Genomic DNA, 22083 nt, shown 5'->3' on the forward strand with positions numbered 1-22083 from the left:
GCGAGATCGGGCGACTGGTTTGATTTTGATTGCAATCACTTAATCGACGGGGCGATCTCGCAATCACGACGGGCAGCTTTCAACGGGAGGCATCAACCAATAAACGAACGGCGGGGATGCGGTCGGAAGCGGATAGCATCCAAACCGATTAGCTTCTGGCTCAACGTACTCAATAGTGGGCGGTGTTCACATGCCCGCTGGTTAAAGTGATGCTCGATCAGCCGCTTACGGGTCTGAACCTGTCACATCTTCGGAAATCTCCTGACGGAGCTTCGGCCCTTGCGCAAGACGCCGCCCGAGGGCGGTGATGAACGCTTCGTATCGCCCGCTGGCCTTGGCTCGAGCAGCCTGCGCGGCAGGCTCCGGCAATGCCGGCGTCGTGGTGATCCAGAAGCGGATGAACACCGCAAGAGTCTCGACGGCGATGCCAATGTCTCGTTCCAGGCGCGTCATGCGGCGGTCGATCTGGTCGAGGCGTTTGGCCACGATCGCCTCGCGCCGCTCGGCATCGTCCGGCGAGAGGAACGACGCGATGGCGGCCTCCGCGATCATGGACTGCGACTGGTCGCGTCGGGCAGCGAAATCCGCCAGCGTCTTCTCGACGTCAGGGTCCAGATAGATCGTGGTCTTTATCTTCTTTCGGCGAGTGGTCATGGCGCCTACAGCTCCATGCCGTCATTCGGATCGAGTGCGACCTGCCGTGCGACACCCTGCATCTGGCGGATCATGCGCCGATTGCGAATGGCGCCCTCATCGATATCGTCCGGCGGCTCGATCTCGAATTCATTCTCGATCGGCGCCTTCTTCTCCACCGGCTTCGCCCGGCTGAGTTCGGGTTGCAGCCGCCGTTCGGACTCGGTCGGGTCTTCGTCGTCGGAGCGGCCTGCCGGCGGCGCATCGAGCGCTTCCGGACGCGCCGGGATCGGCAGGCTGCTCCAGTCGTCCGGGCGAACCTGATCCGGGCGTTTCAGGTCGGGCGGCGACAGCAGGCGTTCACGGAAGCGGGCATCCTCATAGTAGCGTGCCTTCTTTGCCCGGATCGGCGGAATGCCGGCGACCATGACGATCTCGTCGGTCGGCGGGAGCTGCATGATCTCGCCCGGCGTGAGCAACTGGCGTGCGGTTTCCGAGCGCGACACCATCAGGTGGCCGAGCCAGGGCGACAACCGGTGCCCGGCATAGTTCTTCATGGCTTTCATTTCGGTCGCGGTGCCAAGCGCATCGCTCACCCTCTTCGCAGTCCGCTCGTCGTTCGTCGCGAAACTCACGCGAACGTGGCAATTGTCGAGGATCGAATTATTCGGCCCATAGGCTTTCTCGATCTGGTTCAGCGATTGCGCGATCAGGAAGCTCTTGAGCCCGTATCCGGCCATGAAGGCCAGCGCGCTCTCGAAGAAGTCGAGGCGGCCGAGCGCCGGAAACTCGTCCAGCATCAACAGCAGGCGATGCCGGCCGCCGCCCGATTGCAGATCCTCGGTCAGGCGCCGACCGATCTGGTTCAGCAGGAGACGGATCAGCGGCTTCGTGCGATTGATGTCACTGGGCGGCACCACGAGATAGAGTGTGGTCGGGCGCTCACCGCCTACAATATCACTGATCCGCCAGTCGCAGCGCCGCGTCACCTCGGCGATCACAGGATCACGGTAGAGGCCGAGGAACGACATGGCGGTGGAGAGCACGCCCGAGCGCTCGTTGTCAGATTTGTTGAGCAGTTCGCGCGCAGCACTGGCGACGACAGGATGCGGTCCGGCCTCACCCAGATGCGCGGTCTTCATCATGGCGCGTAACGTCGACTCCACCGGGCGCTTCGGGTCGGAAAGGAAGTTGGCGACGCCGGCAAGGGTCTTTTCCGGCTCGGCATAGAGGACGTGCAGGATCGCGCCGACGAGAAGTGAGTGGCTGGTCTTTTCCCAATGATTCCTTTTGTCCAGGCTCCCCTCGGGATCGACGAGTATATCGGCGATGTTCTGGACATCGCGAACTTCCCATTCTCCGCGGCGGACCTCGATCAGCGGATTGTAGGCCGAGGATTTCGGATTGGTCGGATCGAACAGCAGCACGCGGCCATGGTGTGATCGGAAGCCGGAGGTGAGCTGCCAGTTCTCGCCCTTGATATCATGCACGATGGCCGAGCCCGGCCAGGTCAGAAGCGAAGGCACGACCAACCCGACACCCTTGCCCGAGCGTGTCGGTGCAAAGCACAGCACATGCTCCGGTCCGTCATGGCGGAGATACTCATGTTCATATCGACCGAGCACCACGCCGTCGGGGTCAAGCAGTCCGGCGGCCTTGACCTCGGCCTTCTCGGCCCAGCGGGCCGAGCCATAGGTCGCGACGTGCTTGGCCTCGCGCGCTCGCCAGACGGACATGCCGATGGCGACCGCAATAGCGATGAAGCCGCCCGACGCGGCGATCATCCCACCCGTCTGGAAAATCGCTGGCGCATAGGCGTCGTAGGAGAACCACCACCAAAGGATCGCGGGGGGATGATAGACGGGCCATCCGGCCAGCACGAACCAGGGCGGACCGAGCTGCGCCTGAAACCCGAGGCTCCACGCGACATACTGGGTCGCGCCCCAGGTGGTGGAGAGGACAATGAGGAAGACCACGATGATCTGCCCCCAAAGGATTTTCGTCGCGGACATGGCGATGTTCCTTTTCTAGTCAAGTTTAGAGGCCGAGCCCGCGCTTGCGCCCGAAGTCCCAATCGACACCGCCGTCGTCGCGCGCGACGCCGGAGACGTGACGGCCGATCTGCTTTTCGAGAGAGGGCGACCAAGGGACGAGCTGGAAGCCGAGGCCGTCGTCGATCATGGCGAAGCGGCCGGAGGCGAGCGTGAAGCGCTGGCGATAGGAGCCGGCGACATATTCTCCGCCGCCAGCATGGTTGAATGGAAGGCCGGTCTCAACGGCGAGCTTTTGGCCGAGTGTATCGACCTCGCGCTGGCGCAGCGTGTTGATCAACCGCCGTGCGAAGACGACGCGCCCGCCCTGCCGCTCCGCGAGACCTTCTCCGATCAGGTGCTCGGTCCGTTGCTCCAGCGCCTGCTGCACCTCGGCGCCGAAGCCGCCCTCCGACAGAGCGATAGGCTCGCGAGCGACCGCCTGCCGATCGAGCCAGGTCGCGCCCGTTGCGTTGACCTGCGCATGGATGTCGAGATCGGAACGGACTGCGAGTGCGACGCGGCGCTGGCCTTGCGCATCTTCATAGGCGCGCAGCTCGACGATCGATCCGGACGGGCTGTCGCCGGCAGCGTCGAGATGCGGCAGCTTTATGTGATGGGTGCGGCCGTCCACGCCGTCGACCACGGCATAGGCCGTCCCCTTCAGCTCGTCATCGAGACCACGTTCGAGCAGGCGGCCGACAACGGGCACGTCGAGGCTTTCGCCGGCCAGGACATAACTCGCCGAGCCGCGCTCGATGCCGCGTTCGGTGAGCGCGCGGTGCATGCGCTTGATGATGTCGCCCCGCTCGCCAAGCTCGCGCAGGACGCTCTCCGCCTCGGGCTTGATGAACCACTGCGAATGACCGACCTGCCCGGCGACGCCGAGAATCTCCAAGGTCCGCAGACGGCCGACCTTGAAAGCATGGAATTCGTCCGGCTGGCGGTCGGCGTGTGGAGCGAGATCGATGATGCCGGACTTGCCGGCGTCACGGACGAGCTGGCGATCGAGCTGCGTCCAGCGCTCCGTCTCGATCTGGCTTTCGAGGGAACGGCGGATATCGAGATCGGTGCGCGGCCCCAACTCCTGCGTGATGAAATCGCGCGCCCGGTCGCGCATGCCTTCCTTGATGTAGTCGCGCGAGATCACGAGATCCTGACCGTCATCGCGCATGCCACGCACGATCAGGTGGACATGGGGATGCTCGGTGTTCCAGTGGTCGACGGCCACCCAGTCGAGCTTCGTGCCGAGATCCTTTTCCATCTGGCCGACGAGATCGCGGGTGAAGGATCTGAGGTCCGCCATGTCGGGCGCGTCGTCGGGCGAAACGATGAAGCGGAAGTGATGCCGGTCATCGCCACAGCGCTCGGCGAAGGCGCGCGCATCCGCATTGTCCGTTTCCGGCCCAAACAGCCGTGCCTTCTCGCCGTCACGGGTCACGCCGTCACGGCGCAGATAGTCGAGATGCGTTCCGAGCGGTGCGGATCGTGGGGAGTGGCGAACCACGCGCGCCTTGACGACGGCGCCACGCGTGCGCGACGTGATGAGGCGATTGGCCTGGATGCTGGCGCGCTGGCCGCGCCCGAAGCGCGAACGGTTGCCGGAGGTGACGCGGCCGGATCGCGAGACGCCGCCGCCTGCCTTCTTCGCTGCGGCAAGCGCCTGCGCGACGAAAGGCCGGGCCTGCTGCGCGCGGGTCGATCTGATGCGGCCCGGACGGATGCGAAACTCGTGGTCATCGGACATGACGCGGCCCCGCACGGTGCAAAACAAGAAAGGAAATCAGGAAGATGGGCGCGGAGCGCACGGTGCGCGCCAGCGCTGCACGGTGCGGAACGCGCCGAAAACATGAACAAAAACAACCGCCCGACCGAAGCGCACCGTGCGCCCTTTTATCCTGCCATCGTCCGGTTGTTGCGCCTGCCGCCACCCCCGGCGCTCTCCACGACACGCCAGCGCACGATAGGATGCGAAATGTCGCCGGGCCGCTCATCGCCGGTTCCCAGCGGCATTCCGAGCGACGAACAGCCCGTCCGGCTGCGTGGTCACAAGCATCTGCGGTGTCGCCGTGACGGGAGAACGGGCGTCGTCCGGCAAGCGATCTGGAGATGCGGGATCGGCGCTGGCAGCGCCGCCACCGCGCCCGACGAAGATCGCCGCCTCGCGCCAGTCGAGCGGCCGGGCGACCGCCGAACCGTTCTTCAAAGGGCGCTCGCCGCGCAGCGTGGGCGCGAGCGAAGCGACGTAAGCCCGCGTCTCGGCGGGCAGCGGGCGGCCCTTCGAACGGTGCTCGTCATAGCGCGCGGGACCGGCATTGTAGGCCGTGAGCATAGCGGCGATGTCGCCATAGCGATCCCACATCTCGCGTAGATACGCAGTACCGGCGAGGATGTTGTTGCGCGGGTCATAAGGATTGCGGCCGAGGCTGTAGCGGACGCGAAGCTCGGCCCAGGTGTCCGGCATGACCTGCATCAAACCCATCGCGCCCGCTGAGGAGACGGCGCGCACGTCGCCCGCACTTTCGGCGCGCATGACGGCGACGATCCATGCAGGCGGGATGCCGAAGCGTCGCGATGCTTCAGCGATATGAGCTGCATGTGGATGCGCGGCGACGGCGCTCGCCGGGGACGCGATTTGCGCCAGAACCGTCGGCGTTGTGGCTGTGGCGAAGATCAGGCCGGAAAGGAGAAGGAGCGCTGAGCGCCGGACGGCGGAAGAGCGTCCGGCGCGGGCGCGGATTCGGGCCGCCGCCATTCAGTCCTCCTGCCGTTTCTTGGAGGGCTGGACGGTGTTCAGCACCCAGGCGGAACCGTCGTCGCCGGCGCGGAAGAGATTTGCGCGAAACGTGCCGCCGAGAAGCGGGCTGTAGAGGATGATCGAGACGAACTCGCCGGCGCGCTCGCCGACATGCACCCAGCCCGCGCCGATGTCGAGGCCGTCTTCGTCACCGAGCAGGACGCGGTACTTCGGCGCGTTCTCGGTGTCAGAGGGTTCGGCGGTGACGAGGGTCATTTCCTCGTCGATGCCGAGCGTCCTGAGCCGCCCTTCGAAGCCGAATTCCGTGCGGGTGAAATGTCCAATCTGGGCTATGGTGATGGTCTCCTGTGCTGCGGTGGAATTGCGAAGGATGCGCGCTCACCGCGTCGGCGCGCGCCAGACGAAGCGGCCGTCGCCGTCCTCGTCGGTGAAAAGCGGAGTGGCCCGCCCGATCACCGCCGCCGCGGGGAACGGGCCGAAGTAGCGGCCGTCGAGGCTGTCGGCGGCTTCGAGGTTCATGAGGAAAAGTTCGCCGCCGCCGATCACGCGGCAGCCCAGCCAGGCCGGCAGGTCGCGGCCACGGCTGTCGCGGTCGTGGACCTCGCCGAGCGGAATGTCGTCCACCGTGATGGCGCGGCCGTCGCGGCACACGCGCTGCCCCGGCAGACCGACGACGTGCTTGAGGATCGGCACGTCGCGGCCGACATAGCCGCGTTCGACCATGAAGGAGGCGAACGGCTCCGGCGGCATGACGGCGACGAGATCGGGCACTTCGATCCGCCCGGCCGGCGATACCGTGTAGAAGCCGATCGGAGCGCTCGCCGTCGCGTTCCAGATGAGTTTCAGCGGCATCGGCGCGGCGCTGGCGACGGCAATGCCGAGCACGGCGACGGATGTCGCCGCGAGATAGCCGAGCCGCGTCATCGCCCGATCTCCTGCCGCCGGAGCCACGCCTGATGGCGCGCGGCCGTGTACGGGCGTGGCGCCTCGCCGGCATTCATCCAGTGCGCGACGTGCCGCCAGTGGTCGGGATCGGCGTCCGCGGCATCGATGCCGAGGGCCTCCATGCCGTCGACGTGACGAAGCACGTCTTCCACCTTCGGCCAGCTCTCGACCTTCAGAAGGATTTCGCCGCCGGGGCGCACGAAGGGCAGCGTCTGGAACGGCTCACCACGGTCGACCGCGCGCACGATGTCCAGGCGCGAGATGATCGTTCCGTAGTCGTTTGCGGCCCAGCGGACGAGGCAGAAGATCGTGCCGGGCGCGAAGCCGACGACCCTGTGACGGCGTTCGAGTTTCTGCCCGTAGCTTTCGCGACCGAACCTGATCCAGTTCTCGATGCGCTTCTCGATCCAGGTGAGTTCGACGAGCGTGGTGAACGCGGCGGGACCGTCCGGCAACCGGCGGCCGCCGATGCGGAGCGCCGCATTGCCGGTCATGGTGTGTCTCCTTGGGTGTCGGGGAATTCGCGCTCGAACAACTCGCGCAGCATGTCGGCGACGGTGACGCCGCGGCAGAAGGCGGCGATCTTGATCCGGCCGCGCAGCTCTGGCGTTACGTCGATGGTGAGGCGGGCCGTGAAGGTCACGGCTGCGCCATTGCGTGGCGGTGGCGTGTTGCCGGCCTTGATCCATCCATCGGGATCGGCGGGGCGCTTCGCGAAGCCGCGCCTGTCGGTGCGCGCCGTCATGACGGACCTCCGTCATGGAACGGCAGCACGGTGGCGATACGCGCGCGGGCGCGCTCGGCCATGTCCGCGTCGATCTCGCAGCCGAGGTAGCGACGGCCGGAGAGCCGGCAGGCTTCCCCGGCCGCGCCCGATCCGGCAAACCAGTCACCGACCAGACCGCCCTCCGGGCAGGTTGTGCGGATCAGGATTTCGAGGAGCGACGACGGCTTTTCGGTCGGGTGGATCGCGCGGCCGTGGCAGTTGCGCACGTAGATGACCGAGCGCATGAGGCGCGGCCCGCCGTCGTGGCTGACATAGTGGCCGGCGTCGATCTGGCCGGTATGGGGAGGACGCTGCTTGCGCCGCACGGTGCGGGCCATCGCATCGGGCGTGGTTTGGACGTCAACGTAGATGTCGCGCCACGGCGTCTCGGCGGGGTAAAATTGGACGGCGAGTTCATGCACGCGCTTGAAGCGGTCGGCATGGAAGCCCGTGCCGTTTTGCTTTTCCCAGACGATCGCCTGGGCGATCCGGAAGCCCGCATCTGCGAACCGGATTGCCGTTACCATGAAGCTGCGCAAAGAGCCGAAGACCCACAGGGAGCCGGTTGGCGCAAGCGCAGCCCGCGCGAGCGGAAGCCAGCCCTCGACGCGACGGTCCCAGGCGAGCGATGTGTCACCATAGGGCGGATCGGCGAGGATCATGTCGAACGGGCTGCGGCGCGGCATCAGCTCGCGGCAGTCGCCGGTGAGGAGCGTCATGTCGCAGCCCTCCCGATGTGGAGGCGTTCGATCTCGGCCGCCAGCGCCGCGATCTCGCGCGCGGCGGGCGAACGGCGGTCGATGTCCGAGGCGAGCCGCCCGGTCTGCGCGGCGTCGGCGAAGACGACGCGCTGGCCGATGGTGCTTGGGAGCACCGGCGGATCGTGGTCGGCCAGGGTCTCGGCCGTCTCGCGAGCGATGACTGTGCGGGCGCCGCAGCGGTTCAGAACGAAACGGGTGGCGAGCTGAGGCCGGTAGATGCGCGCCTCCGCCAGGAGCGCCAGCATCTCGGCGGAGGCCCAGCCGTCGAGGGGCGACGGCTGTACCGGGATCAGCACGAGGTCGGCGGCGAGCAGCGCGGAGCGCATGAGACCGGCGACACGCGGCGGGCCATCGATGACAATATGATCGACGTCGCGCGCGAGTTCTGGCGCTTCGCGGTGCAGCGTATCGCGTGCCAGGCCGATGACACCGAACGCGCGCGGGAGGCCCTCGCGCGAACGTTGCTGCGACCAGTCTAGTGCCGAGCCCTGCGGGTCGGCGTCGATCAGCGTCACGCGCTTGCCGCGCATCGCCAGCTCGCCGGCGAGATGCAGGGCGAGCGTCGTCTTGCCGACGCCGCCCTTCTGGTTGAGGAGCGCGATGATCATCGGCGTCCTCCCGGTGGATTGAGAGGAAGCCCAAGCATCGCGGAGTCGGCAGAAACGGAGGAGCCATCGCGGTCGCGCGTTTCCGTGCGAACCGGCGTGCCTTGCTCGATTGGCGCGCTCTTCCTGGCGGTTACGCTGAGGCTTCTGGCGGCGTCGCGGATGAGGTTTTCCACATCGCGCGCGCGCTCTTCAAGGTTAGAGTCTATGTTAGACTCTAAGTTAAGGGCGCGATTTCGTGTATAGTTTCCCTGCCTTACACCCTGTTTGGGTTCCTGATAGCACGAGCCTCGGGTTCCCGATAGCACGATAGTCCGGGTTCCCGATAGCACGAGGCCGTCCACAGCCTGTCCACAGGCGGGCAGCGGCTCGAAGGCGAGCAGCAGGCGCCCGCCGATCTCGGCTTCGAGAAAGAGCCTGTAACCCGGCAGCGGCTGGCGCCGGATGATGTCGCGCAGCTCGAAGGCAAAGCGTTTGAACGGCGACAGGCTGCCGGATTTCTGGTGAAGGTGACGGAAGTCGAAACGCCATCCGTCGCGCTGGCGACCGCCGTGCTTGCGCACCAGGCGGTAGAGCCACCGATCAAGGCCCCCCGTCAGATCGAAATAGGTCCGGTCGATGGTCAGCACGAGCGCATCGTCGAGGACGGCCTGATAGAACCAGTCCGGCACGATCAGTTCGATGCCCTCGGGCCGGCCGTTGCGGTCGGTGCGCTCCTGCCACTCGTTGATCCACGAGAAGCGATGACGGCGGCCTTCAGTCGGCTGGCGGATCGAGGTGGAAACGGTGGTCGATTGAAGCCGGTCGAGCGCGGCTTTCAGGCGCTGATAGTCGCGTGAGCTCGTGCCCCGGCCGACATAGGTGAGGATTTCGTACGGCGTGGCAGCCATCAGCCGCGAGGTGCGAAGCCCGCTATCGCGGGCTTCGACGATCTGGCTCGCCGCCCAGATCAGGATGTCGGCGTCCCAGATCGTGGCCATACCATGATCGGGGACCGCCTCGACCCGGATCGTCACGTTGCCGGCGACGAAATCGATCGGGGCGACGCGATGGGTCTTGGAAAGGGAGAAGAAGGGATAAGCCATGAGATCCTGCGCGTCTCGTGGCGCGAAGTCGCCGGGAAGCGCCCGGAACAGATCGAGTTGTCCGCGCTCCGAAAGGGATCGACGCCGCACCGCCATGAACGGAACCGGCCGCGGTCAGCGTGCGTAGCGACCGGCGTGGACCGGCTGGGCTGGCGTGTGGCGCTTCGCCGGCAGCACGGAGCCGCGCGGATCGGATGTCGACGTCACCGCGCCGCGAGCGGCCCAGGTTTCGAGATCGTCGATGGCATAGACGACGCGGCCGCCAAGCTTGCGGTAGGCCGGACCGGTTCCGTAGGTCCGGTGCTTTTCGAGCGTGCGGGCGGAGAGGCTGAGGAACTCGGCCGCTTCCTTGGTGCGCAGGAAACGCGGCGGGAAAACGACGGGTTCATGTGGCATGGATCGGGCCTCCGTGCTGTTGGGGATAGCCGTCGCGGATCAGCGGCGGACAACGACCACGGTGGCGGAGGAAAGCCGGCGAGTTGCAGGGCGAAGTTGGAGGGTATCGAATTCGCCCACCGTGTAGAGGGCGATACCGCGCTAGGGTTGGCGGCGATGACGAAGGAGTTTTCGATAGCCGCCCGCGATCATCGCGCGGGCATCGCGCAGGAGCGCCTTGATGGCGTGGCGTATGGACGACGCCTGCCAGTCGTCGCGATCGAGATGATCGATGTGAAAAATGACCTCGGCGATTTCCTGCTGCGTTGCGCCGGCGCGATAGCCGTCGAAGGCCCGCAGCATCCGGCGCTGGCGGGCGCGCTGCTGACGCGTCAGACGCGTGTCCGGGGGAATGGCGCGGCCATGCAAGGCCGAGAGGAATCGGTAGACGGCTTCGATCCGGTCGAAGCCATCTATGCCGAGAGGAATGACCGCAACGGCATTTTCTTTTACGTCAAGGGCGCGGTCAATGATCTGGAGCGATTGCCCATTCGCGAGAGCGAAGCGAAATGCAGCGTCATCATCGCCCGTCGACGGCTCGCGCCGCCACAGCGCGGGAGCATCGCTTGGGATACTGGAGCCGAGGTCAAGTGGCGCCTCTGTGAGCACGACAACGCTTGTATCCTCCTGCGGGAGCCAGAAAACCGGCGCTTCCGGCGGAGGTGTAAGGGGGTCGACCGGGAAATCGCAACCCCCACCGCTGTCGAATTCGCTCGGTTAGTGGTTCAGGCGTTCCGCGAGCGGAGACGGAAGCCTCGAAATCCGCGTCATAGGCGTTGTTACGGCGAAGCCATTCCCAAGCCAGATCGGATGCGGTCAGCTTATCCAGATGGTCATATTCCGAAGAACGCCAGGTCGAAGCATCAGGTGTCAAGGCCGATCCTCCCAAGTATCTGTCTAGTTCTTTGGGAGAGTCACGATTCCCGTTTTGGTTGATCTGGGGAAGTCAGTCGCGCCTCAACAGGTGATGCGTCCCGCGCATCACGATCGCGACCCGCGCTGGCTTTCACGCACCAGTTCGCGATATCCGTGCTCCGTCATCCACCGGGCGCGCGCCAGATGCGCATCGTGGATAGAGCGGCAACGCTCGGGTTCGTGATCGGGATCGAGGCCGAACAGGACATGCACGGCCTCGCGCCAGTCTGCGCCGTCTCGATGGGCGTCGAGCAACCGCATGTAGAGCTTCATATGCCCACGATCATAAGATGTGATCGTTTCGCTGAACGGTGGTTCGTCCAGAAATGTTTGAGTCCTCTGTCCCATCGAGCCACCATATTAACGCGCTGGGCCGTTAACCATCTCGCACAGGAGATAGCCCCTTTTTTGACAAGGGTTTGCTAATTCGGTGCCCGGCGCGACTACCGGGACGAATCGATCCTGTCATGCAGGAGCAAAACTCCTTCGCCCTTGTCTGTCGAAAGGAGAACAATCCCGGCCGATTCAAGAGCCCGGCGCACCTGATCGCGCGTCGATTCGTACACCTCGAGGCCGTTTTCGGATTCAAGGCGTTTCAGTGCGGTCAATGCTACTCGGGCCTTGTCAGCGAGCGTCTCCTGCGTCCAACCCAGCAACGCGCGTGCGGCCCGTGATTGTCGGGCGGTGATCATGCATGATCACCTCCCATTCGGACCTGTGCGCACTCCAGAACTACGACTAATTTAGTCGTTCTTCGCTCTCTTGGCCAGCATGAAATGCCTGACCGGTGGTGCAATCAGCCTTCGTTTGGCGGCTGATTCGGTCGTCTCGGCGCACGGCCAGCCTATTGGACGGCCGGTGCCACACGCGTCGGCCGCGATCCGGTGCGAACATGAAAACCCGGCGGCTTGCGCCGCCGGGCTTCAAGGATCCCGCTCAGAACGGGATGTCATCGTCGTCGATGAACTTGCCGTCGTTGCTTTCGGTTTGCTTCGCCCGGCTCAGGAAGTCGACCGTCTCGGCGATGATCTCGCATCCGTAGCGATCGTTGCCCTGCTGGTCGGTCCACTTCGAGTAGTGGATGCGGCCGCGAACCAGAACCTTCATGCCTTTCTCGCAATATTCCTGGATCGTCTTGCCGAGGCCGTTGAAGGCGGTGATGCGGTGCCATTCCGTGTCCTGGACCCGGTAGCCCTTCTCGTCCCGGACGACCTTGCCGTCGGAATAGCGGGGGCGCGAGGTGGCCAGCGTGAAGTGGGTGATCCGGGTGCCGCCCTGGAGCGTGCGGGTTTCGGGGGCCTGACCGATGTTGCCGGCGAGAATGACGATGTTCTGCATTGTAAGTCTCCGTTGCTTCTCGGAGGGACCATCCCTCCGACGAGACCCGGCCAAGGCCGTCGGGAGACTCCCGCAACTGCCGAACCTTTCGGCAGCTCGCCCCTAAGGCCCCAGGTGGGGCGGGCAGCCGCGCTTGCGCGGCAACACGGCTGGGAGCCGCGGGGGTTGTTGGTGGAAACCGAACGGACTTAGGGGATCAGTCAGTCGGAGGGATTGGTGCCTTTGAAAGCAGGAAAACGCAGACGCGCAGCAGAACCATTGTCCTTGCCGGTAACAGCGACCAGGCAGGCTCACGGACCTGCACGCTTCGGAGCGATACCCGACCTTCTTACCTTCCGGCCATCCTGCGTCTTCGCCGTTCGGACGAACACATGGCGGGAGAAGAACGAGGAGGCTGTCGGGCTCTACGGGCACGGAACAGCACTGCATCACCGTCTTCGACGACGGATGGCCCGATTCAGCGGAATTGCGCGAAAGGCATGAAGGTTCTGGTTCGCCCTCGCTTCCCCATTACGAAATGGACGGACTGGCGGGCATCGATTGCCCACGGCATGCCGATCTCAAGCCATGACCGACTTCCCAAGCCGGGCGAAGCAAACCGAAAGCAAGGACGACAAAGGCAGCGTTGACGCGACAGCCTCTACTGCGTGGGAACCGCGAAACCCTGCGGAGCAAGCCGCCGGATTTTTTCATTGTCATGCCGGATCGCGGCCGATCGATCAGCGTGAGAACAACGACACGCCAAGGGCGTTCAGATTGACCATGGCCGCGATGCCGATGAACAGACCTGCGCTGCCGGAAAGCAAATTGAGCATCAGGCCGGGATCGATGGCGTTCTTCGCGACGCCGTGGATGAGTGCATATCCGGCGATGACGGCGGGTACGGCAAAGACGGCGAGAGCGATCAGCCGCAGAGCCGGATTCCTGGCGAAGCCGAGAACCGCGATGACGAGGCCGATCGAAAGCAATGCCGCGCCGACGGCGGCTAACCCGGACAGGAAAATGCCGGCTCCAGCGCCCCATGCATATTGGGCGGCCGACAGACCAACCATGAAAGGCAAAGCGTAGATCGCGAGATTGTAGGCAAAGATGCAGAACGCTATCGTCAAGGAGATGGCGAGCAGGATGAGCGACATGGAAGCCTCCACATGATCGGTTGAGAATCACGACAGGCTGCCTGTAGATACGCTCCGCCTGCGACTATGCTACTGTACCGGTTCTGCAAGGATTTTTCATAAGAGCCATCGACACCTTCAATAGTCAAGCCTTCGCTGAACTTTCGAAGCTACGTTCAGCTCTCAAATCCCCCGAGTGCAACCCTTTGCGAAAATCCCATTGTGCGACTGTCGCAGGTTTCGGGAATTGCGCGACAGACGGTCAGCTATCGGAAGCTTGCCGGCATCCTTCAAGCCAAACGTCGCCAAGCCCTTCGGGGGCGCACGTTCCTGCCACCAGACGCTCAATCCGTCCGACACGCTCATTAAGCGCGGTATCGTTCTCTCTGAGCTTATATGCCCCCGGCGAGATAAGAACTGCCACCAGTCGAATGAACTCCGTGTTGCTTAACTCTGCGGGTGGCCGGCCATAGATCGCGGAGCTCGCCTTGTGAAAACCCCTCATCCATCCTTCAGGGCCTTCGCCCATCTCCAATGTGTCGAGCCAGAGCGCAAGGGTTTGCTCCTTGGAAAGCCGACGTTCCAAACCAATCGCGTAGCCCGTTTGCCGAATCTTGCCGATACCGGGATGGAATTCTTCGAACGCAAGGCGTTTGGCAGCCGATTGCGTGATCGTTGTCGCCCCAGCGCCGGGGGTCGAAAAATCTACTCCGGTATGGTTGGCGAAATTCGGGTCTTCAACCTTCAGCAATATCGCCAGATGTTCCGCACCAAGCGAGGCTCCCCCTCGTCCCTGCGCTATCAAATCATCCGCGCGCTGGCGCAGTTGCGGAGCGTCCGAAAGAGCGTCCCAGTATCCTTTTCCACCATATAGAGCGACTGCGACGATCAAAAGGACCAAGCAAAAACCAGTGAACTTGAAAACACGTCTCATGCAATCTCTCAATCGGAATCAAATGAGCGGGAGCTCCGAGCCAGAAGACACTAAATTGTTTCGGAATTTGGATCCGTCAGTGGCGAAATTCAAAAACCTGCGACAGTTCAAGCCGCCTTAATGCTGATGAACAGTCCGCTTTCCTTGCCGACCTCAAGAACACCATTTCCGGCCTGAAACGCTCCGGTGATCGCATCCGAAAACGCAGCAAGCTGCGCCTCGTCGGCCGCGTCTCCGGGCGGATAGGACGTAAGGGCCAGGAATACGTCCTCCGGCTCCGTCACGCGGAGGCGAGCCGGATGCTGCGTCATGTTCACATTGCCAAAGTGGGTCTGCATGAGCTGTTCGGCGGCGTCGTATCCGAAAGCAGCGCCGGCCGGATCCACAGGCGCGCTGCCGAACACGGTTGTCAGCGCATACAGCCCGCGCATGTTCCCGGCGCCGTTCGTCGTTACCGCCAGGAAACCGCCCGGCTTCAGAACTCGGTGCATTTCGGCAATTCCCTTCGCAGGGTCGCACAGGTGATAGAGCATATGCATGGCGATGACGGCATCGAAGACGCCGTCTTCAAAGGGCAAGGCTACCGCTTCGGCCTGTCGGCCTATGACAGATGCAAATGGCAAGGGCCGGCATCGTTCAACGGCTTCCTGCACCATGCCCGGCGAAAGGTCGGAAAGCGTGAGGTGCAGGTTTGGCGGCAGGTTGTTTGCGGTAGCCGCCCAAAACCAGCCGGGACCGCATCCGACATCTAGAATGCTGTCGCCAGGCTTGAGCGGAAGCTGCTTCGCCACCCAGGGAAACCAGCCGATTTCGGCGATCGTGTATTCGCTATTGAGCCGGGCGCGAGCGGCAAGCTTCTCACTGCTGCCATACTGCTCGGCATTGCCGGTAGCTATTGATGTCATGCGCCTATTAAACCCCTACCCGTAAATCTTTTACAATGCGGACCAACTTTAACAACTATAGCCTGCGCAGTGGCAAGGAGGCGGCGCTTACGCGCCGCCGTCGAACTTCATGACCGGGATACCGAGCTTGCGGGCCTTGTCCGCAAGGTTCTCCTGAATGCCGGTGCCAGGGAAAACGAGGACACCGACCGGCAGGACGTCGAGCATCGCGTCGTTGCGCTTGAAGGGCGCGGCCTTGCCGTGCTTCGTCCAGTCGGGCCGGAAGGCGACCTGAGACACCTTGCGGCTATCTGCCCAGCGGGAGGCGATCAGTTCAGTGCCCTTCGGCGTGCCGCCGTGCATCAGCACCATGTCGGGGTGCTTTGCATGGACTTGATCGAGCTTTGCCCAGATCAGGCGGTGATCGTTGAAGTCGGCGCCTCCGGTCAAGGCAACCTTGGGACCGGCAGGCATCATCACCTCGCTCTCGGCCCGGTGTTTCGCGGCGAGGAAATCCCGGCTGTCGATCATCGCGGCGGTGAGGTTGCGATGGTTGACCATCGAGCCGGTACGGGGCCGCCAGGCGCTGCCGGTGTGGTGCTCGAAGGCTTCGGAGGCGACGTCGCGGAAGAGTTCCATGCTGTTGCGCCGCTCGATCAGGGTTTGCCCTTCTGCCGTTAGGCGCTCAAGCTCGACCGACTTGATCTCGCTGCCGTCCTGTTCACGCTGGAGGCGGCGCTGCGCCTGCTCGTTGTCGTCGAGATCGCGTTCGACCCGGTTCGCTGCGCGATGGAAGAGATTGACCGTTCCCCAGAGCAACTCCTCGAGGTCGGGTTCGAGGCGGGTGTCGCCGAGCGTCGCGACAAGGGCGTCGAAGATATCTGCGACGGCTGCGGCGACGGCGTTGCCCTCCGGGAGCGGCCTGGGATCGGGTTCGTCCTGATACGGCCGCCAGCCGTAGAGCTGGAGTTCGGTGAGGAGATGATCGGTGGGGGACGAGGTGTAGTTCGGCTCGAAACCTGCGTTATCGTCTTCGTTCGTCATCGGAAGCGTCCTTTGTCTGGAGACCGCGCCCATCGCGGCCTTCGCAGGCGTCGAAAGCCCACAAACGGACTGGACTGGCACCCTCGTGCCCTCGCGAGGGCTCCGATGGCCGGGTACGGGCTATTTTGTTTCGCGATGCAAAGGCGGGCTTGCCCGCCGGCGGAAAATAGCCCGAACGCGGCCATTGCCTCTCCGGGCCGTTTGTGGGCCGGTCGCCCTCTCAGAAGGCCGTGGGCGCCGCTCTCTCCGACTTCGAAGGATGCTTCCGATGATGAATGGAGACGGCAGGTGGAGACGCCTCCACCGCGCCTTGTCCCCCGCCGAGCTCCTCACCCTTCCACGAAACGGTGGACGTCATCAGGATGGAGCTGCTCCATCAAGGCCGCCCGGAGGGCGTCGATGCCGCGCCAGCGCAGATCTTCGTTGAAGTCCTTGGCGATCGGCGACACCGAAATCGCCTCGATCCCGACGCTCCTTGCTCTGGCGACCAGGCTGTCTCGTGCACCGTCCCCCGCCGGGTCGCGATCTCTGAGGATATAGAGCCTGCGCAGCGTCGCCGGGAACAGGATGGCAGCAAGGTGAGCCGCGGAGAGCGCCGCCATCATCGGCATGTGGGGCAGAACCTGACGGGGCGACAGCACGGTCTCGATGCCTTCGCCGACCGCGAGCACCTCACCGGCAACGCCGAAGCGGACGCCATGCCCGAGAAGGTCGCCCATCGCCCGCCGCGGTGACTCGACCGGCGCCTTGCCCGAACCGTCCGGGGCGAGCCAGGTGCGGTGTGCGCCGGTCTGGTTGCCGTGAAGATCGGTGACAGAAGCGACGATCGCCGGCCAGATCTCGGTGGGCGAATGCTCATCGGGCTTGTAGTAGCACCGCGGATGGTAGCGTAGCGCGGTGGTTCCCACGAGGGAGTTGATCGCTCGCGCGCCCAGGTAGATCTCCGCGAGTGTGCCGCCGATCGCCTGCGACATGGCGAAGAGCCGCCGCGACGCTTCGGTCGAACCGACAGCGATGTTCGACGTCCTGCCGGTCGGTGTCCTCGTGTTCTCCGATTGGGGATGCGGGAGAGCAAGGAAGCGGCGCGCTTCCTCTGCCACGTCCTTGAAGTCGATAAGGCCGAGTGTTTCGCGAATGACGTCAAGCAGATCGCCATGTTCCCCGGTTGCGGAATCGGTCCATTTCCCCGCAGCGCCCTTGCCGGATTCAGGGCCGGTCAGCCGCACGAACATCGAGCGGCCAGGGCTGTTCTGAACGTCCCCGACCACCCAGTATCGTCCAGCGCGCTGGCCGGACGACAGGTAGTGGCGGCAAACCGCCTCGGCGTTGCGGCCGAGAAGGGATGCGAGTTCGGAAGCGTCGCGACGGGCCATCACACTGCCTCCTTCTCGCCGATGCGCTCGATCGGCCAGCGGCCGAGCACCCTGGCGAGAACCGCGGGACCATTGGCATTGGTCGGTACGAACATGCGCAGCTTCCACGAGATGATCTCGTGGAACAGGCCATAGGCCGTGAGGCGCTCGCGCATCGTGTCATCGAAGCCTGACAGCTCGATGCGGTTCCCGCCCATGACGCGGACGCGGCGAAGCTGGAGTCCCTCAGTGAGGTCGAGGATGGTGCGGTCGTCCATCAGTGCGGTGAAGGCGTCGTCGGGCATGATCGCGGCTGCGCCGGTCGCGGTCGCATTGGCGGCCCAGGCCGGCGAGACCTTGCGGCCGATGATGCGCTCGCCGTCGTCGGTCTGAAGCCGATAAACGCGGGTCGAGTCGTTCGGCAGTCGCTTCCAGATAGGCAGAAGCAAGCCCGTGACCATATGGAGGGTCGCGTCAGTGAACTCCGGCACCTCGGCGATCTCTGCGTTCCAGGCCGACGCGAAGGTGTCCCTATCAGCTTCGACCCAATGGGTCTCGCCCATGAAGCGTATCGGGATGTTGTGTGCCTCGGTCGGCCGGATCAGCCGGACGCGGCGTTCGACCTCGCCATCGTCGAGCATGATGCTGCTGGCCGGGATCTGAACAGCAGCACGCCCCGAGCGCTCGTTGACTAGCAGCCTGGCGCGCGGATCGCCGAGTTCGGCGAGAGCGGCGTTGAGCGTCACCGGACGGTTGCGCCTGCGCTCGTTGATCGTGAGCAGGCTGGTTTCCGCGCCGGTACGCGGATGCGTATAGATCGTCTGGCGATCGATGATGACGAAGCTTTCGGCGCGCAGCGTCTCCAACCCAGCGTCATAGGTGCCCGAAGCAATCGCGCCCTCGATCCGGGCGGTCAGGAGTTGCTCGAAAGCCGCGAACAGGATGCCCTGAAGCTCGATGGTGAGCGCGAGCAGCCGGTTGAGGAATGTCGTGATCAGCGGCAACTCGTCCTTGATGCCGGTCGAGTCCATCAACTTCAGGCCGGTGGCGGACTCGAAGCGGTCGAGCGAGCAGCCCTCGACCTTGCCCCGAACCAGCAGGAGATAAAGCTGGCGGAGCGCGTCGCGGGCGTAGTGGCTCTCCAGATTGTCCTCGGGCCGGAACAGCCCTTGACCGCCGGTCTGGCGCTGGCCGCGGGTGATCGCGCCCAGCGTGTCAAGGCGGCGGGCGATCGTGCTGAGAAAGCGCTTCTCCGCCTTCACGTTGGTCGAGATCGGCCGGAAGAGCGGCGGCTGTGCCTGGTTGGTGCGGTGCGTCCGGCCGAGGCCCTGAATGGCGGTATCCGCTTTCCAGCCCGCCTCGAGGAGGTAGTGGACGCGCAGGCGCGTGTTCTTCGCCGACTTCTCCGCATGGTAGCTGCGGCCGGTGCCGCCGGCGTCCGAGAAGACGAGGACGCGCTTGTGGTCGTCCATGAAGGCTTGCGTCTCGGACAGATTGGCCGCGCCTGCGCGCGTCTCAACCACAAGCCGGTCGATGGTGACGCTGCCGCTGCGCTTGCGGACGATGCGGCGCGACCGGCCCGTCACCTCGGCCACCATGTCCGTTCCGAAATGCTGGATGAGTTGGTCCAACGCGCCCGGAACCGGCGGCAAGCTGGCGAGCTTCGCGATGAGCGCATCACGCCGCGCGACCGCCTCACGGCTTTCGACGGGCTGGCCGTCACGATAGACCGGCCGCGACGACAGATTGCCCTCGCTGTCGGTGTATGGCTCGTAAAGCTGGACCGGGAAGGAATGGGCGAGGTAGTCGAGGACGTATTCGCGCGGGGTGATGTCCACGCGGACGTCATTCCACTCCTCGGTCGGAAGCTCCGCCAGCCGCCGTTCCATAAGCGCCTCGCCAGTCGAGACGATCTGGATGACGGCCGAATGGCCTGCCTCCAGATCGGCGGCGATCGAGCGAAGCAGGGTCGGCGTCTTCATGCTGGTCAACAGATGGCCGAAGAAGCGCTGCTTGGCGCTCTCAAAGGCCGAGCGGGCGGCGGATTTCGCCTGCCTGTTGAGCGTGCCCGAATCACCCTCGCCGCCGCCGGTGATGTTGGCGGCCTGCATCGCCGCATCCAGATTGTTATGGATGATGGCGAAGGCGCCGGCATAGGCGTCGTAGATGCGGACCTGCTCAGGCGTCAGCTCGTGCTCGACCAGCTCATATTCGACGCCGGCGAAGGAGAGCGAGCGGGCCGTGTATAGGCCGAGCGCGCGAAGATCACGGGCGAGCACTTCCATCGCCGCCACGCCGCCGGCCTCGATCGCCTCAACGAACTCGGCGCGTGTTGCGAAGGGGAAATCCTCCCCGCCCCACAGGCCGAGCCGCTGGGCATAGGCGAGATTGTGGACGGTGGTCGCGCCGGTGGCCGAGACATAGACGACGCGGGCATTCGGAAGCGCGTGCTGGAGACGCAGGCCGGCGCGGCCCTGCTGCGAGGCGGCGACGTCACCGCGTTCTCCCTTGCCGCCAGCGGCGTTCTGCATCTGGTGCGCCTCGTCGAAGATCACCACTCCATCGAAGTCGGAGCCCAACCATTCGACGATTTGCTTGACCCGCGAAACCTTCTCACCACGGTCGTCGGAGCGCAGCGTGGCATAGGTTAAAAATAGGATGCCCTCGCTCAGCGTGATCGGCTTGCCCTGCGGAAACCGCGACAGCGGCGTGACCAGCAGGCGCTCCATGCCGAGCGCGCCCCAGTCGCGCTGCGCGTCCTCGATCAGCTTGTCCGACTTGGAAATCCAGACGGCTTTGCGTCGTCCCTGGAGCCAGTTGTCGAGGATGATCGCAGCCGATTCCCGTCCCTTGCCGACGCCAGTGCCGTCACCGATCATGAAGCCTTGGCGCAGCCGGACGGCGTCCTTGGCGTCCTCAGATGCAGCGGTCAGCTTGTCGAGCGTCTCGTCCACCGTCCACGCACCGGCGAGGAAATCCGAATGTGCCTCGCCGGCATAGATCACCGTTTCGAGCTGCGCGTCGGACAGGAGATCGAGGACGTTCGCCGGCAATGTGGGGCGATAGCTCGGCTTCGGCGGGGCGACGCTCGCCATGGCCGCCGACTGCACGAGCTGGGTCGGATGCGCCTGTGCCCCCGAAATCCGGATGGTCTGAAGTCCGTATTCCTCATAGATCGCATCGGAAAGGCGACCGGCATCCGCTGGCCTCCAGTCGACGACTTCATAATCGAGCGGAGCGCCCTTCGGCTCGGCATGCGCCACGACGGGCGCAGCCCTGGCCACCCGGTTTACGTAGGCGCGGACGGTACGAGGCGCGACCACAGGAACGGAGACGGACGGATCGACCGGCAGGCGTGCCGGGAGGTGCTCGGCCAGCCATCCGAGCAGAGTGGCCACATCCGGCGCGGCGCCGGGCGCAGTGGGGAACACGGACGGATCGTCGGCCGGCAGCTTGTCGATGACGGTCAGGCGGGTCGGAAAGGTCGTGCCGTGCTTCGCATAGACCGAGCCGTCGATCGCTGCGGAGAAGACGACGCGACCACGTTCCTGCAGCCGACCATAGGCTGAGGCCCAGGCCGGAGCATCGGGCGCGAAGTTGGCGCCGGTGATGGCGACGAGACGGCCGCCGGGAGCAAGGCGCGCAAGCGCCGAGGCGACATGGCGGAAAGCGGCGTCGGCCATCCGACCCTCGACATTGGCAATGGCGGAGAACGGCGGGTTCATCAGCACGACGGATGGCAGAATGCCGGCATCGAGATGATCGTCGATCTGCGCCGCGTCGAAGCGGGAAACGGACAGGGCCGGAAAAAGAAGAGACAGGAGCCCGGCGCGGGTCTCGGCGAGTTCGTTCAGGACAAGCGTGCCGCCGGCGATCTCGGCCAGGATGGCGAGAAGCCCGGTGCCGGCTGACGGCTCCAGCACGCGGTCGGCCGGAGTGATCGCCGCCGCCGTCACGGCCGCGAGGCCGAGCGAGATCGGCGTCGAGAATTGCTGGTAGGACTGGGATTCCTCCGAGCGGCGCGTATGCGTCGGCAGGAGGCCGGCGATCTTGGCGAGCTGCGGCAGGACTGCTGCCGGCGAAGTGGATTTACGGAAAAGCGCCTTGCCGTATTTGCGCAGGAAAAGAACGGTCGCCGCCTCGCAGGCGTCATAGGCCGTTTTCCAGTTCCAGGCGCCGGTCGCGTCGGACGCGCCGAAGGTAGCCTCCATCGCGCCGCGCAGCGTAGCGGCGTCGACGCGCTGGCCGCGTTCGAGGTGAGGCAGGAGAAGCTGCGCCGCGGCGAAGACGGCGGCAGGAATGTCGGTGTCAGGGACAAGCGAAAGCGGCGCGGTGGCGGATGCCGCCGCGGATGCGGAAATCATGTTCATGGGAGAAGCCTTGGGAGAGCGAACAGGATAGACCCCGCGCAGCGCTCTCTCTCGATCCGCACGGGCTCAAACCCGTCCCGGCCTCACTCTCGCTCTAAGGCATTCCAAATCTT

The 22083-nt window shown here is 64.7% G+C and carries 23 protein-coding genes; all 23 read right to left on the bottom strand.

Translation table 11 applies throughout. The annotated features are described in order from the left end of the window. Positions 1-225: 225 nt before the first annotated feature. The 23 genes from F9K78_RS15075 to F9K78_RS15185 all read right to left on the bottom strand — a co-directional run bounded on the left by F9K78_RS15075 (position 226) and on the right by F9K78_RS15185 (position 21970). Positions 226-654: a CopG family transcriptional regulator gene (locus F9K78_RS15075; RefSeq protein WP_151682314.1), complete on the bottom strand. Its 429-nt coding sequence runs from the start codon at positions 652-654 to the stop codon at positions 226-228. A 5-nt stretch (positions 655-659) separates the two neighbouring features. After that, positions 660-2645, bottom strand: a complete 1986-nt coding sequence (locus tag F9K78_RS15080) for a conjugal transfer protein TraG (protein ID WP_151682315.1) — start codon at positions 2643-2645, stop codon at positions 660-662. Positions 2646-2670: 25 nt separating this feature from the next. After that, complete coding sequence (locus F9K78_RS15085) at positions 2671-4410, bottom strand: relaxase/mobilization nuclease domain-containing protein (RefSeq protein ID WP_151682316.1); 1740 nt, start codon at positions 4408-4410, stop codon at positions 2671-2673. Between the two features lie 243 nt (positions 4411-4653). After that, entirely contained in the window at positions 4654-5418 is a 765-nt protein-coding gene (locus tag F9K78_RS15090) for a lytic transglycosylase domain-containing protein (protein WP_151682317.1), read from the bottom strand. Then, on the bottom strand, positions 5419-5793 hold the full coding sequence (locus tag F9K78_RS15095; protein WP_328593522.1) for a DUF736 domain-containing protein: 375 nt from the start codon (positions 5791-5793) through the stop codon (positions 5419-5421). A gap of 6 nt (positions 5794-5799) precedes the next feature. Beyond that, positions 5800-6345, bottom strand: a complete 546-nt coding sequence (locus F9K78_RS15100) for a S26 family signal peptidase (protein WP_151682319.1) — start codon at positions 6343-6345, stop codon at positions 5800-5802. After that, positions 6342-6860: a DUF2840 domain-containing protein gene (locus F9K78_RS15105; RefSeq protein ID WP_151682320.1), complete on the bottom strand. Its 519-nt coding sequence runs from the start codon at positions 6858-6860 to the stop codon at positions 6342-6344. The genes F9K78_RS15100 and F9K78_RS15105 overlap by 4 nt, the downstream gene beginning before the upstream one ends. Continuing rightward, complete coding sequence (locus tag F9K78_RS15110; protein ID WP_151682321.1) at positions 6857-7111, bottom strand: hypothetical protein; 255 nt, start codon at positions 7109-7111, stop codon at positions 6857-6859. The genes F9K78_RS15105 and F9K78_RS15110 overlap by 4 nt, the downstream gene beginning before the upstream one ends. After that, positions 7108-7851, bottom strand: a complete 744-nt coding sequence (locus F9K78_RS15115) for a DNA-methyltransferase (protein ID WP_151682322.1) — start codon at positions 7849-7851, stop codon at positions 7108-7110. Before F9K78_RS15115 ends, F9K78_RS15110 begins: the two co-directional genes overlap by 4 nt. Beyond that, positions 7848-8501: a ParA family partition ATPase gene (parA, locus tag F9K78_RS15120; RefSeq protein WP_151682323.1), complete on the bottom strand. Its 654-nt coding sequence runs from the start codon at positions 8499-8501 to the stop codon at positions 7848-7850. Before parA ends, F9K78_RS15115 begins: the two co-directional genes overlap by 4 nt. Continuing rightward, entirely contained in the window at positions 8498-9679 is a 1182-nt protein-coding gene (locus F9K78_RS15125; RefSeq protein ID WP_151682324.1) for a replication initiator protein A, read from the bottom strand. The genes parA and F9K78_RS15125 overlap by 4 nt, the downstream gene beginning before the upstream one ends. Before the next feature lie 18 nt (positions 9680-9697). Further along, complete coding sequence (locus tag F9K78_RS15130) at positions 9698-9979, bottom strand: helix-turn-helix transcriptional regulator (protein WP_151682325.1); 282 nt, start codon at positions 9977-9979, stop codon at positions 9698-9700. Positions 9980-10120: 141 nt separating this feature from the next. Beyond that, entirely contained in the window at positions 10121-10627 is a 507-nt protein-coding gene (locus F9K78_RS15135; protein ID WP_235925439.1) for a DUF2285 domain-containing protein, read from the bottom strand. Next, the gene (locus F9K78_RS22100) at positions 10605-10907 is read right to left on the bottom strand and encodes a transcriptional regulator domain-containing protein (protein WP_328593520.1); all 303 of its coding nucleotides are present in this window, start codon (positions 10905-10907) and stop codon (positions 10605-10607) included. The genes F9K78_RS15135 and F9K78_RS22100 overlap by 23 nt, the downstream gene beginning before the upstream one ends. A 92-nt stretch (positions 10908-10999) precedes the next feature. Beyond that, positions 11000-11281 carry a DNA -binding domain-containing protein gene (locus tag F9K78_RS15145; RefSeq protein ID WP_151682327.1) on the bottom strand — a complete coding sequence of 94 codons (282 nt, stop codon included), beginning with the start codon at positions 11279-11281 and terminating at the stop codon, positions 11000-11002. Between the two features lie 95 nt (positions 11282-11376). Further along, positions 11377-11625 carry a helix-turn-helix domain-containing protein gene (locus tag F9K78_RS15150; RefSeq protein ID WP_151682328.1) on the bottom strand — a complete coding sequence of 83 codons (249 nt, stop codon included), beginning with the start codon at positions 11623-11625 and terminating at the stop codon, positions 11377-11379. Between the two features lie 244 nt (positions 11626-11869). Then, positions 11870-12271, bottom strand: coding sequence for a single-stranded DNA-binding protein (locus tag F9K78_RS15155; RefSeq protein WP_036742963.1), 402 nt, complete (start codon positions 12269-12271; stop codon positions 11870-11872). A 719-nt stretch (positions 12272-12990) separates the two neighbouring features. Next, entirely contained in the window at positions 12991-13407 is a 417-nt protein-coding gene (locus tag F9K78_RS15160) for a hypothetical protein (RefSeq protein ID WP_151682329.1), read from the bottom strand. A 241-nt stretch (positions 13408-13648) separates the two neighbouring features. Next, entirely contained in the window at positions 13649-14278 is a 630-nt protein-coding gene (locus F9K78_RS15165) for a transglycosylase domain-containing protein (RefSeq protein WP_235925440.1), read from the bottom strand. 149 nt (positions 14279-14427) lie between these two features. Further along, the gene (locus F9K78_RS15170) at positions 14428-15225 is read right to left on the bottom strand and encodes a class I SAM-dependent methyltransferase (RefSeq protein WP_151682331.1); all 798 of its coding nucleotides are present in this window, start codon (positions 15223-15225) and stop codon (positions 14428-14430) included. Between the two features lie 87 nt (positions 15226-15312). Next, a complete protein-coding gene (locus F9K78_RS15175) occupies positions 15313-16248 on the bottom strand; it encodes an SLOG family protein (protein ID WP_151682332.1) in 936 nt (311 codons plus the stop codon). 329 nt (positions 16249-16577) lie between these two features. Further along, positions 16578-17621, bottom strand: coding sequence for a DUF7146 domain-containing protein (locus F9K78_RS15180; protein ID WP_151682333.1), 1044 nt, complete (start codon positions 17619-17621; stop codon positions 16578-16580). Then, the gene (locus tag F9K78_RS15185; RefSeq protein ID WP_151682334.1) at positions 17621-21970 is read right to left on the bottom strand and encodes a strawberry notch-like NTP hydrolase domain-containing protein; all 4350 of its coding nucleotides are present in this window, start codon (positions 21968-21970) and stop codon (positions 17621-17623) included. The genes F9K78_RS15180 and F9K78_RS15185 overlap by 1 nt, the downstream gene beginning before the upstream one ends. Between the last annotated feature and the right edge of the window lie 113 nt (positions 21971-22083).

It is taken from the genome of Brucella pseudintermedia (assembly GCF_008932435.1).
Classification (GTDB): Bacteria; Pseudomonadota; Alphaproteobacteria; order Rhizobiales; family Rhizobiaceae; genus Brucella; species Brucella pseudintermedia.